This is a genomic window from Stenotrophomonas sp. SrG, assembly GCF_050031795.1.
Taxonomy (GTDB): Bacteria; Pseudomonadota; Gammaproteobacteria; order Xanthomonadales; family Xanthomonadaceae; genus Stenotrophomonas; species Stenotrophomonas rhizophila_A.
Genome location: NZ_JBNBBE010000022.1, coordinates 25,153 through 41,724 on the forward strand (window position 1 = coordinate 25,153; position 16,572 = coordinate 41,724).

Genomic DNA, 16,572 nt, shown 5'->3' on the forward strand with positions numbered 1-16,572 from the left:
TTACTCCCACACAGTCATCTTGCGACCGCGCAACACGATGTCGAAACGGTAGCCGAGCGCGAATTCGTTGGCGGTGTTTTCCCAGTCGAACGAGGACACCATGCGGGCGCGCGCCTTGGGGTCATCCACGCAGTTGTAGATGGGGTCGTACTCCAGCAGCGGATCGCCGGGGAAGTACATCTGCGTGACCAGGCGCTGGCCGATGCCGTCGCCATGCAGGGAAAAATGGATATGCGCCGGCCGCCACGCGTTGTAGTGGTTGCGCCATGGATAGGCGCCCGGCTTGATGGTGGTGAAGCGGTAGCGGCCTTCCTGGTCGGTAAGGACCTGGCCGGTACCCTTGAAGTTCGGGTCCAGCGGTGCATCGTGCTGGTCGCCCTTGTGCAGATAACGGCCGGCGGCATTGCACTGCCACACCTCGACGATGCTGTTGCGGACCGGGCGTCCGTTCTCGTCAAGCACCCGGCCGCTGACCACGATGCGCTCGCCCAGCGGCTGGCCCGGGAAGCCCGCGGTGAGGTCGGCCGCATGTGGACCCAGCGTCAGCCGGTCCAGGGTCGGTCCGGTTACTTCCGACAACGTAGCAGGAATGTGGATCGGATCGCGGCTGGGACCACGCAGGCGGGTGGACGCATACGGCAGGTGGATGCGCGCCGGCTGGCTGCCGGGGTAGGGCCTGCGGTAACCGCGCAGGTCGGTGGGATCGCTCATGGCGTACTCCAGATGGCGGGCGACCCTGCGGCCGCGGCTGACGTGCACCGGCACGCTGCCACGCGGGCGTGGCAGCCGCCGTGAATGGAAAGAAGGCGGGGGCGGCTCACACGCGCTCGATGGCCAGGGCCACGCCCTGCCCTACCCCGATGCACATGGTCGCCAGGCCACGGCGACCGCCACTGGCCTCCAGCTGGCGCAGCAGCGTGAGCGCAATGCGCGCGCCACTCATGCCCAAGGGGTGCCCGAGGGCGATGGCGCCGCCATTGACGTTGACGTGCGCCGCATCGTCGGCCAGGCCGAGTTGGCGCAGGCACGCCAGTCCCTGCGATGCGAACGCCTCGTTGAGTTCGATCGCGTCGAAGTCGTTGATCGACAGCCCCAGCCGCGCCATCAGTTTGCGGGTGGCCGGCACCGGGCCCATGCCCATCAGCCCCGGCTCGACCCCTGCGCTGGCAAAGCCCAGAATGCGAGCACGCGGGGTAAGTCCCAGTGCCTGCACCTGCGCGCCGGACGCCAGCATCAGGGCTGCCGCGCCGTCATTGATGCCCGACGCGTTGCCTGCCGTCACGGTACCCGGATCGCGGAACAACGGCTTCAACCGGCCCAACGCCTCCAGCGTGGTGTCCGCGCGCGGATGTTCATCGCGGTCCACTGTCAGGGTCTCGCCGCGTTTGCGGCCGGGCACGTCGACCGCGACGATCTCGCCTTCGAAGAAACCGCGTGCCTGCGCGGCGGCGGCGCGCTGCTGGCTGCGCAGCGCAAAGGCATCCTGGTCGGCTCGGGAGATCTCATGGCGTTCGGCCACGTTTTCCGCCGTCTGGCCCATCGTTTCCACGCCGTGCAGCTCACGCAGCCGTGGGTTGATGAAACGCCAGCCCATGGTCGTATCTTCCAGCAACTGGTCGCGCGCGAACGGCGTGGCCGCCTTGCCCATGACCAGCGGCGCGCGCGACATCGACTCGACGCCACCTGCAATGGCCAGGCCAAGCTCGCCGGCGGCAATACCACGGGCCACCGTACCGATGGCGTCCAAGCCCGAGCCGCACAGGCGGTTGACGGTACTGCCAGGCACCGTCACCGGCAGGCCGGCCAGCAGCAGGCTCATGCGGGCCACATTGCGGTTGTCTTCGCCGGCCTGGTTGGCGCAGCCCAGGTACACCTCGTCAATCCGCGCCGGATCGAGCTGCGGGTGTCGCGCGAGCAGCGCCTTGAGCGGAATCGCACCGAGGTCGTCGGCGCGGACGCCCGACAGCGCGCCGCCGTAACGGCCGATCGGCGTGCGGATGCCGTCGATGAGGTACGTCTCGTGCAGGTGCATGTCAGGTTTCCTCAAGCAACTGAAGCGGCAGGCCGGTCAGTTCGCGCAGCTGGTCCAGGGTGACCCCTTCGACCATCTCGCGCACGCGTGCGCCGTCCTTGCCCAGGTCGAACACCGCCACGTCGGTATACACGCGCGAGACGCAGCGCAGGCCGGTCAAGGGGTAGCTGCATTCGGCCACCAGTTTGCTTTCGCCCTGCCGGGTCAGCAGGTCCATCATCACGAACACCTGCTTGGCCCCGATGGCCAGGTCCATCGCCCCGCCTACGGCCGGAATCGCGTCGGCGGCGCCGGTGCTCCAGTTGGCCAGGTCGCCCTGCGCCGAGACCTGGAAGGCTCCGAGCACGCAGATGTCCAAATGGCCGCCGCGCATCATCGCGAACGAATCGGCGTGGTGGAAATAGCAGCCGCCGGTGAGCAGCGTCACCGGCTGCTTGCCGGCATTGATCAGGTCGGGGTCCTCGGCGTCCGGCGCCGGTGCCGGCCCCATCCCGAGCAGACCATTCTCCGATTGCAGGAAGATCTCCTTGTCGGCGGGCAGGAAGTTGGCAACCGTCGTCGGCAGGCCGATGCCCAGGTTCACGTAGGCGCCCTCGGGGATATCGCGCGCGACGCGCGCGGCAAGCTGTTCACGACTCAGGCGGTTCATGCGTGCGCTCCAGCAGCGGCACCATCGGCACGTTCGACCACGCGCTGCACGAAGATGCCGGGGGTCACCACCGCTTCGGGATCAAGCTCTCCCAGCGCCACCACCTCGCGCACCTGCACGATCGCGCAGCGCGCGGCCATCGCCATCAGCGGGCCGAAGTTGCGGGCGGTCTTGCGATACACCAGGTTGCCCCAGCGGTCGCCCCGATCGGCCTTGATCAGCGCGAAATCAGCATGCAGCGGATACTCGAGCACATAATGGCGGCCGTCGATCTCGCGCGTTTCCTTGCCGTGCGCCAACTCGGTGCCGTAGCCGGTGGGAGTGAAGATCGCGCCGAGTCCCGAGCCGGCCGCGTGGATGCGCGCGGCAAGGTTGCCCTGCGGCACCAGTTCCAGCTCGATCTCACCGGCGCGGTAGGCCGCGTCGAAATGCTGCGAATCGGCCTGGCGCGGGAACGAACAGACGATGCGGCGGACCCGGCCGTGGCGGATCAGCGCGGCCAGCCCAGCATCGCCGTTGCCGGCATTGTTGTTGATCACGGTCAGCCCGCTCGCGCCCTGCGCGATGAGGGCATCGATCAGTTCATCGGGCATGCCGGCGGTACCGAACCCGCCGATCATCACCGTTGCCCCGTCGTGGATGTCGGCTACCGCTGCTTCAGCGCTGGCCACGATCTTGTCGATCACTGCATTGCTCCTTGCCGGGCCCGGACGGCCCGGCGACGCACATTGGAAATCCGGACCCGACCATGGTGGGCACCGGGCCCTCCAACGTCAATCCGATAATCGGATACATGGTTCGATAATCGCACGTCTCGTCGAACCTCCTACGTTCGCGCCTGACCAATGCCGACCCGCAGGCCCATGCACGCCCATGCCGCCAGTGCCAGCGGCAATGCACACAGCACGTACAGCCCTGCAGCGGACCAGCCGGCGTCCACCAGCAGACCCACGCTGAGCGGCGACAGGATGGCGCCGACCCGGCCGATACCGATCGCCCAACCCAGCCCGGTCGTGCGTACGTCGGCGGCAAAGACCACCGGCGCCGCCGCGTACAGCCCTGCCATCCCCCCGAACAACGCCGCGCCGATCACGAAGGCAACGGGGAACGCGATGCCCAGGTCGGTGTTGAAGCCAGCGAAGACCAGCATCGCCAGCATCGCCAGCAGCAGGCTGGCACCGGTCAACCGCGACAGCGCCCAGCGCGAGGCGAACCAACCGAACAGGCTGCCGCCGACAATTCCACCCAGGTTGAGCAGCACGCCACCGGTGATGCCCTGCTGGGCCGATACGCCGGCCGACACCAGCAGCTTCGGCGTCCAGCTCAGCACGAAGTAGAACGCGAACATGTGCAGGAAGAACGCCACCGCGATCAGGATCGAGACGCGCCGCAGGTCGCCGACGAACAGCGCCGCATAGCCGCTGCGCCGGCGATCGCGCGGTGCCGCGATGGGCAGCGCCTGCAGTGTCGGCATGTGCATGCGCTGGAGCAGCGCGTTCAGCCGTGGCAACGCATTGCGCGGGCGCCGCGCGACCAGGAAATCCAGCGATTCAGGCAGGCACGCGAGCACCAGCGGGATGCACAGCAGCGATGCCCCGGCACCGACCAGGAACACGCTATGCCAGCTGAAGTGCTTCAGCATCCATGCCGCCAGCAGGCCACCCAGCGTGGCGCCGATCGGGTAGCCGGTGGCCTGCAGCGCCACGGCGGTGCTGCGCCATTTCGCATTGGCGTACTCGGCAGAGATCACCCCTACCCCGGCCAGCATGCCGCCGATGCCGATGCCGGTGAACACCCGCAGTACCCCCAGCTGCCAGGCATTGGCCGCAAGTGCGGACAGCGACATGCCCAGCGTCAGGATCACCAGGCAGCACATGATCATGGGCCGCCGGCCCCAGCGATCGGCCAGCGGAGCCAGCAGGAACGATCCCATTGCCATGCCCACCAGCCCGGCGCTCAGCATGATCCCCAGCACCTTGCCCGACAGCGCCCATGCGGTTGACACGTGCGGGGCCGTGAACGCCATCACCATCACGTCGAAACCGTCGAGCATGTTCAGCAGCACGCAGACGGCAATGGCGGTCCACTGGAAGGGACTCATGCGTTCAAGCACGAGCGGCGAGGCGGCGGCGGAAGCGTGGGTCATGACAGGTCCTGCGACGAGGTGGTGCGGAAAAGCCGCGGGGGTTTCAACGGCCGACTTGGCTGGAGGCGTGGATGACCCCGAGTACCGACTGCAGCTGTTCGACCTCGACCTGACCCGGCGCGGACGGCGTGCCGATCATGCCGAAGGTCATCGCCTGGCCGAAGGTCTCGCCGGCCAGGCGCGAGACCACGCCGGTTCCGCCCATCGACATGGTCAGCAGCGGCTTGCTGCTGCGCTGGCGCACCTGCCAAGTGGCATCGAGCAGCGTCAGTACGTCGCCGGCGTCGTGCGGCATCACCGCGATCTTCAGTACGTCGGCCCCGAGCGCCTCCTGGCGCAGCAGCCGCGCAACGATTTCCTCGCGCGCCGGGGTGGCGTGGAAATCATGGCTGGACATCACCACCTTGACCCCGGCCTGGTGCGCCTGTGCAACCAGCGCTGCCACCACCGCCGGGTCGCGGAACATTTCCACGTCCACCAGCTGCGCGAAGCCGCCGCGCAGCAGCGCCGCATTCAATGCGCCGTAGTCGGCATCGCTGATTGCCTTGCTGCCACCCTCTGCCTTGGTGCGGAACGTGACGATCATCGGCTTGCCACCCAGCGTGCGTTCGATGCGCTGGCCCAGCGCGACCAGTGCCTTGGCGTCGGTGGCGATGTCCAGGTAGTCGATGCGCCACTCGGCCAGGTCCGTGGCGTGGCTGGCGGCGATGGCGGTAGCCTGCTGCAGGGCCTGCTCGGCGATGGCGCCGGTGATCGGCACGATGGTGCGCGGAGCACCCTCGCCAATGCGCAGCGCGCCGACCTGCAACGGGGTCACCGCAACAGTGGGCGCGGCCTGTGCCACGGCGGCGGCACTGCCGAGGACGGCGGCGATCATGAAGGGAGTCAGCACGCGCATGCGGGTCACCACGGTTGAGAGAAGAAGACGGTGAATCAGAAGATCACCTTGGCCTGCACACCGAACGCCCACGCGTTGTCGGTGCGGGTGTAGGCGAACGTGCCGGGATTGACGATGTACTGCAGGTCGGGGCGGATCATCAGCCACGGATTGACCTGGACGCTGTAGGAGAGTTCGAACAGCTCCTCGGCCTGGCTGAGGTTGTACAGCGGCGAATCGGCAGGCACGCCCATCCCGGCAAGATCTGCGCGGCGCGCATCGATCAGTCGGCGGTTGATGTCCGCGCCGACGTAGCCCAGCGCAATGCTGTCCTGCGGGCGCGGACCAATGCCCTGGTAAACACCGCCCAGCGCATACCAGCGGCGGATCTGCGCGGTGTCGGTGTCGGAGACCATGTACTGCGCGAAGCCGGTGAGGCCGCGCTGAGGGTCGCCGGTCTCGCGGGTGAGGCGCTGCTCGGCAAGCAGGTACACGCCGTGGCGGCCGGTGGTGGGCGAGGTATCGAGCCCACGCTGGTTCACCCGCGACGTGTCGTAGTAGCCGCCGAACTTGTACACCCCTGGGCGGGCGCCGCCCTTGTCCGGTGTCCAGGTCATCTCGAGGGGAATCAGCGAACCGGTGGTGCCCGAGACGAACGGACGGAACGCATTGCGTTCGATGTTGCCGCCGAGGTTTGGATTGACCTGGAACCAGCCAGTGCGCACGTTCAGCGCCGGACTCACCTGCTGGGCCACTTCACCGCCCCAGCGCGCAGTCGGATAGTTGTACCAGCCACTGTTGCCGGACATCGCCAGCGGGTGCGCGCAGAACGCCGCGTTGACGAAATGGGTCAGCAGGCTGTGCAGGCCGAACTGGTTGCCCATCGCGTAGAAGCCCAGCTTGAAATAGGACTGCCCGGCGTTGAACGTCTGGTCATAGCTCAGCTCGGTAAGCCGGGTGTACTGGCCACCGTACGCTTCCTGGATGGGGAAGCGGTTGCCCACCAGATCAGCCGAGGTGCTGTTGCCGCGCCGGTCGTTGAGAGTGAAATGGAACATGCCGCCCTCCCAGCCAGCCAACCGCCCCATGTCCAGGTCCATGCCCACGCGCAGCTGCTGTGCGTAGCGCGCGCCGGTCTCGCCATAGCCCCCGTCGAGTACGCCCATTGCCTCACCCACGTAATCGCCACGGAAGGTCACGCCGCGGTCGGCAAGATCGGTGCGCGTGCCGCTCCAGTCACCGGTCAGGGTGTTGCCGGTGTAACGGTTGGCGGCCTGCGCGCACGCCACGGCAGGAAGCAGCATCGTGCCGGCAATGATCGCGGCCAGGGAAGTGCGGTGTGGAATACCCATCGGTTCTCTCGTGATCGGAAAGTCAGCGCAGCGGCAGCGGCGCGCTCAGCGGCGACGTGGCGCCCTGGGCAGAGGTCGCCGTGGCAGTCAGCGTGGTGATGTCGGCGGTGTCTGGAAGCTCAAGGGTGAAGCTGCCCTGCCCGTTCGCATCGGTGACGGCGGCCAGCGTCCCGAGCAGGCGCTCAGCCTCGTTGCCGCGCGCGGCACGGTTGCCGAAGACCTCCAGCAGGTAGCGCTGTGCGGGCACGCCGCTGAAGGTCCCGCTGACGGTCCGCGCCGCGCCGTGACCCTGCACGGCCTGCAGGCGGGGTGCGGCTTGGCCGAGGTTGGGGACAGGTTGGCAATCAGTGGCGTCCGCACCGCCGCAGATGCGTGCGCGCTTGGCCGGATCGGCGTCGACCCCGCGACCGCGCGAGCCGACGAAACCGGCGTGCTCCAGGCCGGGAACGCCGAACACAATGGCACCTCGCGGCTGCCCGTCGGCGCAGGCACCACCCGCTTCGCAACGGGTGATCGGCAGGACATTGCCGCTGATCTGGTTGGCGCTGAACCGGTTCGGCGCGCTGATCGGCTGCGGCCGCACGGCGATGCCGATGCCATTGCCCTGGATGATGTTGCCATCGACGACGTTGCCGCTGCCGGTGACGCTCACGCCGATCGAGTTGCCGCTGAACGTGTTGGCCCCGATGTAGTTGCGATTGCCCCAGTTGATCTGAAGGCCATCGGAATAGTCGAGGAAGCGGTTGCGCACCACCGTGTTGTCGTTGCCCCACAGGATCTCGATCCCCTGAGACGGCTCCGGGTTGGCCGGGGTCGACTGGAACACGTTGTCGGCCACCAGGTTCCATGCCGCGCCACGCGTCAGTTCCAGGCCGTCGCCATTGTCCAGGAACACATTGCGGACGATGCGGTTGTGGACGGTGGTGGTGGCGGTGGACTGGCCCTTGCCATCGTCGCCGGTGAGCATGATGCCGGCGCCGCCCTTGTTGGCGACGATGCGGTTGTCGTGGATCTCACTGTCGCGGGTGCGATTGAGCAGGACTCCGATGCAGAAGTTGCGGATCTCAAGCCCGACCAGTTCCACGCCCCGGGTATCGCGCAGGACCAGGCCCGGCAGCGTGGTGGTGCGGACATTGGTACCGGACTGTCCCGGTTCTGCACCCGGGCAGGCATCGGTGCCGGTGCTGGGCACGTAGCCGGCGCCATCGATCGCCACGAAATTTCCTTCGCTGGCCCAGGGCGCACCCACGAGCTGCACCGGCCCGATGATTTCCGGCAACGGCGAGGACGGGCGGATCACATAAGGCGCATCGCCCACAGCGGCGATCTCGATGCGGTAGCGGCCCGGCGCCTGGTTGGCGGTGGTGATCGCCCAGCGAAGCGAGCCGGGATTGGCGTCGTCGGCGTAGCGGTCCACGCGCAGCAGCTGCAGCGCCTCGCGCGGCGGCTCGGCCTGATACGCAAGCGCCAGCGACGGGAACACGGCAAACAGGGACAGGGAAAGATCGTACAGACGACAGCGCATGCCAGCACTCCGCGCAGGGGAAGGGAAATCCGGCGGTCTCCCCTGCACCTGACTTCAGCACCGTGTTGGCGCTGCCCTCGCCCGTCAGGGGTGGATCGCGTGGAACAGGAACGAAAGTAGGTTTATCGCACCGCACCATTCAAGTGCGGTTATCGACTACGCGTGCGATTATCGAACTTTCAGCGTACTACCATGGTAGTAAGCGCCGCGCGCGCGCGGCCCTGTCAGACGCGCCCCACCGGACAGCCGCCACTGCGGCGGTGCCATGTCCGGGCTGCTCTGCGGCGCGTAGGTGCCCCTCAGGAACTGCAGGACAGCATCGAGCAGCCGGCCTTGTTGCGCGCCCACTCCGGCCGCTTGGCCGCATAGTGTTCACGCCCGGGCTGGACCTCATACGGACGACGCAGCACTTCCTGCAGGGTGTGCACGCCACTGAGGTCGCCCTGCCCCGCCAGCTCGATGGCTTCCTGCGCCAGCCAGTTGCGCAGCACGTACAGCGGATTGGCCGCGGCCATGCGCTCCCGGCGCTGCACTGGGTCGAGGGCGTCCGCCTGCAGCCTGGCCGCATACCGATGCAACCACTGCTGGAGCGCAGGCAGCACGGCCTCACGTCGCGCATCGCTGTAGAACGCTTCTTCCAGTACGGCGAGCCGGGGCGCCTGCGGATCGAGGTCGATCAGGCCACGGAACGCGAGCGTCATGTCCATCTCGCCGTCGTGCAGGAGCGTCAGCCAGTCGGCCATCAATGCCAGGTCCGCATCCTGGCACTCGGCGAGGCCGAGCTTGGCGGCAATGTCGTCACGCTCGCAGCGCGCATGCACGGCCTGGAACCGCGCCAGACCTTCGTGCAGCGGGGCCACGTCCTCGAACAGCGGCGACAGCGCCTGCGCCAGCCGGGTCAGGTTCCAGTACGCCACCTGCGGCTGGGTGCCGAAGCGGTAACGGCGGCCCTGCGCATCGGTGGTGTTGGGGGTCCAGTCGGGATCGTAGTCGTCCACCCAGCCATATGGGCCGTAATCGATGGTGAGGCCGAGGATGGACAGGTTGTCGGTGTTCATCACCCCATGCACGAAGCCGACCCGCATCCAGTGCGCCACCAGCACCGCCGTGCGCTCGCAGACCTGCGCGAACCAGGCGGCGTACCGTTGTTCGCCGGCATCGTCCAGTTCGGGAAAATCGCGCGCGATGCACAGGTCTACAAGCTGCCGCAGCAACGTCACGTCACCGCGCGACGCGGGCAGCTCGAAGCTGCCAAAGCGCAGGAACGAGGGCGCCACCCGGCACACCACCGCACCCGGTTCCGCTTCGGGATGGCCGTCGTAGAACATGTCGCGCACCACGCTGTCACCCGTGGCCACCAGGCTGAGCGCGCGCGTGGTCGGCACGCCCAGGTGATGCATCGCTTCGCTGCAGAGGAATTCGCGGATCGACGAGCGCAGCACGGCACGGCCGTCGGCGCCGCGCGAATAGGGCGTGCGCCCCGCCCCCTTCAACTGCAGCTCCCAGCGCGCACCCTCCGGCGCGACCAGCTCGCCCAGTGAAATGGCGCGACCGTCGCCGAGCTGGCCGGCCCAGTGCCCAAACTGGTGCCCGCCATAGTTGGCGGCCCAGGGCTGCATGCCGTCATACAGGGCGTTGCCGCCGAACACGCGGGCAAAATCGGGGCTGTCCAGCAGATCCTGGTCCAGACCCAACTGCTCCGCGAGTCCAGGCGAGTACGCCAGCAGCCTGGGCGCGGCTACCGGCGTGGGCATCACTGCCGACCACGCCGCGCCGCGCACCTCGCGCACGCGGGGGCCGGTTTCGTCGTCGCCGGGCAGATCCCGGATGAATCGGTTGTCGAAGCGCAGCGGTTCAGTGCTCATCACGACAAGGTGGGGGCGTCGGAACGCCCCCGCAAGCTCAGGCCGCGCCCGCGCCCAGGTCGAGCGGGCCACCGCGCTCCACGGCACGCTGGAACGCGGGGCGCTGTGCGATCCGGGCCAGGTATGCCTGTAGCTTGGGGTAGCGCTCCATGCTGCCGGCGCGCGCGGCCGCAGCCTGGATCGGGAAGCTCATCTGGATGTCGGCGGCGGTGAAGCGCTCACCCGCGAACCAGGGCGAGCTGGCCAGTTCGCGCTCCATCCAGTCCAGGTGCAGCTTCAGCTGCGGGCCTACGAAACCCTTCATCACCTTGTCGGCGATTCCGCGCGCGATCGGTTTGGCGAAGAACGGCATCGGTGCCTTGCGTACCCGCGCGAACACCAGGCTCATCAGCAATGGCGGCATCGCCGAACCTTCGGCGTAATGCATCCAGTAGCGATAGCGCACGCGCTCGGCGGCCTGCGCCGGCATCGGCTCGGGCGACAGCTGGCGGCCACTATCGTAGCGGTCAGCCAGGTATTCCAGGATCGCGCCGGATTCGGCCAGGACCAGGGCATCGTCCTGCAGCACGGGCGATTTGCCCAGCGGATGGATGTCGCGCAGCGCCTGCGGGGCCAGCCAGGTTTTCGGGTCACGCTGGTAGGTAACCAGCTGGTACGGCAGGTTCAGCTCTTCAAGCATCCACAGCACGCGCTGTGAGCGCGAGTGGTCCAGATGGTGCACCTTGATCATCGGCAGGTCCGCAGGGGGGCAAACGCCCATGCTACCCGCAATAAAAAACGCCGGAAGCTTTCGCTTCCGGCGTTTATTGGCACCTTGCGGTGGCAGGAGCCTATTAGGCGGCCTGCACCTGGTCAGCCTGCATGCCCTTCTGGCCCTGCACGGCGACGAAGGTCACCTTCTGGCCTTCCTGCAGCGACTTGAAGCCGGTGCCCTGGATGGCACGGAAGTGCACGAACAGGTCCGGGCCGCTTTCCGGGGTGATGAAGCCGAAGCCCTTGGCATCGTTGAACCACTTGACGGTACCGCTCTGACGATCAGACATGTAACTAACTCCTGAAACATAAGTTGAAATAATCGCGACCACCGGATTTCCGGAGCCGAGACTGAGTTGCAGGCGTTGGTAAAGCGGATCGATGAGCGGATCGTGAGATCAACCGCATCAGGCCACGATTCACGGTGACCCTAGCAAACACAGTGTGGGGGACGATACGCGTCTTTTACCGAAAAAGCGATAGCTGGGTTATTCAGCCACCTCCCCCCTCCCGCCTGACAGGACAAGGGATTGGGGAATGCTACACGAATTCGGACACCCTATTCATGTATTTTCCGCCTTAATTGAAGCCAAACGGCAGGCCCAGCGGCCCTAAAGGTTCAGCCCGCTGCTGAACTGTCTTGACTCGCCGGTCAGCGGGTCCTCGAACGCGAGGGCGTTCGCCAGCAGCTGAAGCACAGGTGCAGCAGCGCCCTGCCCGGCCGGGTTCAGTTCCGGATACAGGTCATCCCCGCAGATCGGCGCCCCCAGCGCGGCCATATGCACGCGCAGCTGGTGCTTGCGGCCGGTCTCCGGATGCAGGCGATAGCGCCAGAACGGGCCCGCCGCGTCGATCACCTCGACCCGCGTCCGCGCATTCGGCTCGCCCGGGGCCTCGCTCATCCGGAAGAACGGCTCGCCCGGCACCAGCCGGCTGTGCCGCTCCAGCGGGAACGCCCGCCCGGGCAGTCCCGGCGCAATGGCCTCATAGGTCTTTACGATGCGCCGCTCCCGGAACAGCCGCTGGTATGCATCGCGCGTCTCAGGGCATGTAGAGAAAAGCACCAGACCGGCCGTCAATCGGTCCAATCGATGCAATGGCACCAGGTCGGAATTGCCGGTCCGCGCCACCAGCCGCGCCAGCAGGGTCTGCTGCACGTACCCGCCGGCCGGGGTCACCGGCAGGAAATGCGGCTTGTCGGCCACCAGCAGGTGCGCGTCGACATGCACGATGGCCTCCTGGTGCGGAATCACCGGCTCGTCCGCCACCTCACGGAAGTAGTGGATCTCCAGCCCCACCTGCCAGGGGTGGTCGGCCGCCAGCGCCCTGCCCTGCGCATCGCGCACCCGGCCCCGCGCGAACCGGTCCTGCCATTGGGTACGGTCGATGCGCGGGAACCGCGCACACAGCCCATCCAGCAGGCAGCGCCAGTCGCCCGGGGGCAACTGCAGGCGGCTGGCGGCAACGTGGCCGGTAATCGGATCGGACGGGTGCATACCCCACGCATTATCATGGTGCTCTTTGTTTACGGTACCCCCATGGCCCTCACCGCCACCATCCGCAAGGCCCAACTGCAGATCAGCGACATGGATCGCGGCTACTACGCCACCCATAACCTGACCCTGGCCCAGCACCCGTCGGAAACCGATGAGCGCCTGATGGTGCGCATGCTGACCTTTGCCCTGAACGCCGACGAACGGCTGGAATTCGGCCGCGGACTGAGCGTGGACGACGAGCCGGACCTGTGGCGCCGGGACTACACCGGCGACATCGAGCTGTGGATCGACCTGGGTCAACCGGACGAATCCCGCCTGCGCAAGGCCAGTGGGCGTGCCCGCGCGGTGCAGCTGGTGATGTACGGCAGCAGCAACCTCACCGACACCTGGTGGAAGCGCAACAGCGCGGCGTTGAACAAGCTGTCGTCGCTGGAGGTCATGGACCTGCCGGGCGACCTCGTCACCGAGCTTGGCGAGCAGATCGAGCGCACCATGCGCTGGGACGTGATGATCCAGGACGGCGAAGTGCGGCTGATCTCGGACACGAAGGAACTGACCTTCACCCCGACCTGGCGCAAGCAGAAGCCGCAGGCCTGATCCAGCGCCGATGAGTACGATCCGCTGCGATGTCCTGGTGATCGGTGCCGGCGCTGCCGGGCTGATGTGCGCGCTCACCGCCGGCCGGCGCGGGCGCATGGTGCAGGTGATCGACCATGCCAACAAGGTCGGCAAGAAGATCCTGATGTCCGGCGGTGGCCGCTGCAACTTCACCAACACCGGCACCACCCCGGCCAACTTCCTGTCGGCCAACCCGCACTTCTGCAAGTCCGCGCTGGCGCGCTACACGCCGTGGGACTTCATCGACATGGTCGAGCGGCACGGCATCGCTTACCACGAGAAGGAGCTGGGCCAGCTGTTCTGCGACATCTCGTCCAAGCAGATCGTGCGCATGCTGGTGGACGAATGCACCGCCGCCGGCGCGCAGATCCGGACCGACTGCGCGGTGGAGAAGGTCGAGAGCGGTGCGGACGGCTTCCACGTGCAGACCGCGCAGGGCCGCTTCCATGCCGCCTCGCTGGTGGTCGCCACCGGCGGCCTGTCCATCCCCAGCCTGGGGGCCACCGGCTTCGGCTACGAGCTGGCCCGCCAGTTCGGCCACGACGTGCTGCCGACCCGCGCCGGGCTGGTGCCACTGACCCTGAGCGGCAAGCACCAGGAGCGCTTCCATGACCTGAGCGGGGTCGCGCTGCCGATCGCGGCGCGCTGCAACGACATGGAGTTCCGCAACTCGATGCTGATCACCCATCGCGGCATCAGCGGCCCGGCGATCCTGCAGATCTCCTCGTTCTGGCAACCGGGCGACGACCTGCGCCTGGACCTGCTGCCCGGACAGGATGCCGAAGACTGGCTGCGCACCATGAAACGCGACCGGGGCGCGGCCGAGCTGCGCACGGTATTGTCCGAGGTGCTGCCGCGCCGGTTGGCGCTGCGCCTGTGCGAACACTGGCTGCCGGACCGCCCGGTGCGCCAGATCGACGAGCGCGAACTGCGCCAGGCCGCCGCCCTGCTGCAGGATTTCCCACTGGTGGCCAGCGGCACCGAAGGGTACCGTACCGCGGAGGTCACGCTGGGGGGCGTGGACACCCGCAAGGTGTCGTCCAGCACGTTCGAGTCGCAGCTGGTGCCGGGGCTCCATTTCGTCGGCGAAGTATTGGATGTCACCGGCTGGCTGGGGGGATACAACTTCCAGTGGGCCTGGGCCAGCGGCCATGCCGCCGGCCAGGTCGTGTAGCGGCCCTTTCATTCCGTGATCGGCGCCCGCCGCCGGCATGGACGAAGTCACATGCATCGTGTATCAAGTTTGCAGTCCGGGGAGTAGTGAATGCAGAACGCGAATGACATTACCGTCCGCCTGCTGATCGTGGATGACAGCGGCGAGAACGCCGAAACCATCGTCAGCATGCTGCGCAACAGCGGCATTGCCGTGCGCCCGGCGCGCCCGCAGAACGTCGAGGAGCTGGGCCAGATCATCGGCGGCCAGCCGATCGACCTGGTGCTGGCCGCGCCCGCGCAGAGCATCCCGCTGCTGCAGGTCACCCAGCAGATCGCGGCCAGCGGCAAGGACATTCCGATGATCCTGCTGGCCGAGACCATCAACGAAACCGAATGGGTGGAAGCCAGTGCCAACGGCATCCGCGCGGTGGCCCTGCGCAGCCGCCCCGAGCACCTGCTGGCGGTGGTGCGCAACGAGTGGACCGACCTGCACGCGCGCCGTGGCCTGCGCCGCATCGAGGCGCAGATGCGCGAGACCGAGCGCCGCTGCGACGCGCTGATCTCCTCCTCGCGTGACCCGATCGCCTACGTCCATGAAGGCATGCACATCCGCGCCAACGAGGCGTACCTGGAGATGTTCGGGTTCGAATCGTTTGACGACGTGGAAGGCATCTCGCTGCTGGACATGGTCGCCCCGCAGCACGTGGACGGCTTCAAGCAGCTGCTCAAGTCGCTGAGCAAGGGCGAAGCGCCGCCGCCGCAGTACCAGGTGGACGCGCGCAACCAGGACGGGGCGGTGTTCGCCGCCACGATGGAATTCACCCCGGCCACCTATGAAGGCGAAAGCTGCCTGCAGGTGGTGTTCCGCCGCCGCATGGAATTCGACCCGGAGCTGGCCCGCGAGGTGGAGGACCTGCGCCAGCGCGACCAGGTCACCGGCCTGCTCAACCGCCAGACCTTCATGCTGCACGTGGAAAACGCGGTGGCCCAGGCCGGCCGCAGCGAGGGCCGGTTCGGGCTGCTGCTGATCGAACCGGACCACTACGCGCGCCTGCTGCCGGACATCGGGCTGGACTCGGCCGATGCCCTGATCGCAGCGCTGGCGCGGGTGCTGGCCGACACCGTCGGCGACACCGCGCAGCTGGCCCGCTTCGGCGAGCACAGCCTGGCGGTGCTGACCGAAGGTGCGTTCGCCCAGACCGAGGCACTGGCGGACCGGATCCGCGAGGCGTTCGCGGCGCAGGTGTTCAGCATCGGCGAGCGTTCGGCCACGGTCACGGTCAGCATTGGCGGTGTGCAGGTCGGCGAGAAGATCGCGAGCATCGGCCAGGTGCTGGCGCGCGCCACCGAATGCCAGCAGGCCGCATCGGAGCTGGGCAACACCAGCCGGATCTTCGATCCGGCGGCAGTGGACCGCGTGGAAGAAGAACGCATCCAGCGCTGGGTGGCCCGGATCAACGAGGCGCTGGCCGGCGACGGCTTCCAGCTGCATTACCAGCCGGTGCTCAACCTGGGCGGCGAACCGCTGGAGCTGTACGAGGCGTACCTGCGCCTGGACAACAACGGCGAGCTGCTCAGCCCGACCGCTTTCCTGGGCATTGCCGAGGAACACGGGCTGCTGGCGGACATCAACCGTTGGGTGGTGGCGCATGCGATCAGCGTGCTGGGCGAGCGCGAGCGCGCAGGCCATGCCACGCACATGATGGTGAAGATCACGCCGGAGTCGTTCAACGACCCGCAGATGGTGGCCACCATCCGCCGCGAGCTGCAGGCGCACGGCGTACCGGGCGAGCGGCTGTGGCTGCATGCACCGGAAGCGAAGGTGTTCACCCACCTGCGCAACGCGCAGCAGTTCCTGGCCGACGTGGCACCGCTGGGCTGCCGGATCGGCTTGGAGCAGTTCGGCTCGGGCCTGGATTCGTTCCAGCTGCTGGCGCACTTCCAGCCGCAGTTCCTCAAGCTCGACCGCGACTTCACCAGCGATTTCGCCCGCACCCGCGAGAACAGCGAGAAGATCGCCGAAATCACCACGCGCGCGCAGGAAGCCAACATCCGCACGATCGCCGAGTTCGTCGCCGACAATGGCTCGATGAGTCTGTTGTTA

15 protein-coding genes are annotated in these 16,572 nt (G+C 67.4%); 3 read left to right on the forward strand and 12 right to left on the reverse strand.

The genetic code is table 11. The annotated features are described in order from the left end of the window. The 12 genes from pcaH to ACQG3P_RS17295 form a co-directional block, all read right to left on the reverse strand. Window positions 1-711: a protocatechuate 3,4-dioxygenase subunit beta gene (pcaH, locus tag ACQG3P_RS17240; RefSeq protein WP_426805735.1), complete on the reverse strand. Its 711-nt coding sequence runs from the start codon at window positions 709-711 to the stop codon at window positions 1-3. Window positions 712-817: 106 nt separating this feature from the next. Further along, window positions 818-2,026, reverse strand: coding sequence for a 3-oxoadipyl-CoA thiolase (gene pcaF / locus ACQG3P_RS17245; protein WP_426805752.1), 1,209 nt, complete (start codon window positions 2,024-2,026; stop codon window positions 818-820). A gap of 7 nt (window positions 2,027-2,033) precedes the next feature. After that, window positions 2,034-2,681, reverse strand: coding sequence for a 3-oxoacid CoA-transferase subunit B (locus ACQG3P_RS17250; protein ID WP_426805736.1), 648 nt, complete (start codon window positions 2,679-2,681; stop codon window positions 2,034-2,036). Beyond that, the gene (locus ACQG3P_RS17255; protein WP_426805737.1) at window positions 2,678-3,367 is read right to left on the reverse strand and encodes a 3-oxoacid CoA-transferase subunit A; all 690 of its coding nucleotides are present in this window, start codon (window positions 3,365-3,367) and stop codon (window positions 2,678-2,680) included. Before ACQG3P_RS17255 ends, ACQG3P_RS17250 begins: the two co-directional genes overlap by 4 nt. A 140-nt stretch (window positions 3,368-3,507) precedes the next feature. Beyond that, on the reverse strand, window positions 3,508-4,827 hold the full coding sequence (locus tag ACQG3P_RS17260) for an MFS transporter (protein WP_426805738.1): 1,320 nt from the start codon (window positions 4,825-4,827) through the stop codon (window positions 3,508-3,510). A gap of 43 nt (window positions 4,828-4,870) precedes the next feature. Continuing rightward, window positions 4,871-5,725 (reverse strand): type I 3-dehydroquinate dehydratase, encoded by an 855-nt coding sequence (aroD, locus tag ACQG3P_RS17265; protein WP_426805739.1) that lies wholly within the window; start codon window positions 5,723-5,725, stop codon window positions 4,871-4,873. 35 nt (window positions 5,726-5,760) lie between these two features. Beyond that, a complete protein-coding gene (locus ACQG3P_RS17270; RefSeq protein ID WP_426805740.1) occupies window positions 5,761-7,056 on the reverse strand; it encodes a carbohydrate porin in 1,296 nt (431 codons plus the stop codon). Between the two features lie 22 nt (window positions 7,057-7,078). Continuing rightward, window positions 7,079-8,581, reverse strand: coding sequence for a right-handed parallel beta-helix repeat-containing protein (locus ACQG3P_RS17275; protein WP_426805741.1), 1,503 nt, complete (start codon window positions 8,579-8,581; stop codon window positions 7,079-7,081). Window positions 8,582-8,880: 299 nt separating this feature from the next. Further along, complete coding sequence (locus ACQG3P_RS17280) at window positions 8,881-10,446, reverse strand: protein adenylyltransferase SelO (protein ID WP_426805742.1); 1,566 nt, start codon at window positions 10,444-10,446, stop codon at window positions 8,881-8,883. A 37-nt stretch (window positions 10,447-10,483) separates the two neighbouring features. Next, window positions 10,484-11,176, reverse strand: a complete 693-nt coding sequence (locus ACQG3P_RS17285) for a glutathione S-transferase (RefSeq protein WP_320458529.1) — start codon at window positions 11,174-11,176, stop codon at window positions 10,484-10,486. Window positions 11,177-11,279: 103 nt separating this feature from the next. Then, window positions 11,280-11,489: a cold-shock protein gene (locus ACQG3P_RS17290; RefSeq protein WP_068851222.1), complete on the reverse strand. Its 210-nt coding sequence runs from the start codon at window positions 11,487-11,489 to the stop codon at window positions 11,280-11,282. Window positions 11,490-11,810: 321 nt separating this feature from the next. After that, window positions 11,811-12,695 (reverse strand): pseudouridine synthase, encoded by an 885-nt coding sequence (locus tag ACQG3P_RS17295; RefSeq protein WP_426805743.1) that lies wholly within the window; start codon window positions 12,693-12,695, stop codon window positions 11,811-11,813. Between the two features lie 42 nt (window positions 12,696-12,737). Between ACQG3P_RS17295 and ACQG3P_RS17300 the strand changes: the two genes are divergently transcribed. The 3 genes from ACQG3P_RS17300 to ACQG3P_RS17310 all read left to right on the forward strand — a co-directional run. Continuing rightward, window positions 12,738-13,292, forward strand: coding sequence for a YaeQ family protein (locus ACQG3P_RS17300; protein WP_426805744.1), 555 nt, complete (start codon window positions 12,738-12,740; stop codon window positions 13,290-13,292). A gap of 10 nt (window positions 13,293-13,302) precedes the next feature. Further along, entirely contained in the window at window positions 13,303-14,487 is a 1,185-nt protein-coding gene (locus tag ACQG3P_RS17305; RefSeq protein WP_426805745.1) for an NAD(P)/FAD-dependent oxidoreductase, read from the forward strand. Window positions 14,488-14,577: 90 nt separating this feature from the next. Further along, the coding region (locus tag ACQG3P_RS17310) for an EAL domain-containing protein (RefSeq protein WP_426805746.1) at window positions 14,578-16,572 on the forward strand (1,995 nt) is incomplete at its 3' end.

What these genes read in the sequence shown, in the direction of transcription:
- pcaH (WP_426805735.1), bottom strand. Translation starts at nt 711, where the DNA reads ATGAGCGATCCCACCGACCTGCGCGGTTACCGCAGGCCCTACCCCGGC.
- ACQG3P_RS17250 (WP_426805736.1), bottom strand. Translation starts at nt 2,681, where the DNA reads ATGAACCGCCTGAGTCGTGAACAGCTTGCCGCGCGCGTCGCGCGCGAT.
- ACQG3P_RS17260 (WP_426805738.1), bottom strand. Translation starts at nt 4,827, where the DNA reads ATGACCCACGCTTCCGCCGCCGCCTCGCCGCTCGTGCTTGAACGCATG.
- aroD (WP_426805739.1), bottom strand. Translation starts at nt 5,725, where the DNA reads ATGCGCGTGCTGACTCCCTTCATGATCGCCGCCGTCCTCGGCAGTGCC.
- ACQG3P_RS17270 (WP_426805740.1), bottom strand. Translation starts at nt 7,056, where the DNA reads ATGGGTATTCCACACCGCACTTCCCTGGCCGCGATCATTGCCGGCACG.
- ACQG3P_RS17275 (WP_426805741.1), bottom strand. Translation starts at nt 8,581, where the DNA reads ATGCGCTGTCGTCTGTACGATCTTTCCCTGTCCCTGTTTGCCGTGTTC.
- ACQG3P_RS17280 (WP_426805742.1), bottom strand. Translation starts at nt 10,446, where the DNA reads ATGAGCACTGAACCGCTGCGCTTCGACAACCGATTCATCCGGGATCTG.
- ACQG3P_RS17285 (WP_320458529.1), bottom strand. Translation starts at nt 11,176, where the DNA reads ATGATCAAGGTGCACCATCTGGACCACTCGCGCTCACAGCGCGTGCTG.
- ACQG3P_RS17290 (WP_068851222.1), bottom strand. Translation starts at nt 11,489, where the DNA reads ATGTCTGATCGTCAGAGCGGTACCGTCAAGTGGTTCAACGATGCCAAG.
- ACQG3P_RS17295 (WP_426805743.1), bottom strand. Translation starts at nt 12,695, where the DNA reads ATGCACCCGTCCGATCCGATTACCGGCCACGTTGCCGCCAGCCGCCTG.
- ACQG3P_RS17300 (WP_426805744.1), top strand. Translation starts at nt 12,738, where the DNA reads ATGGCCCTCACCGCCACCATCCGCAAGGCCCAACTGCAGATCAGCGAC.
- ACQG3P_RS17305 (WP_426805745.1), top strand. Translation starts at nt 13,303, where the DNA reads ATGAGTACGATCCGCTGCGATGTCCTGGTGATCGGTGCCGGCGCTGCC.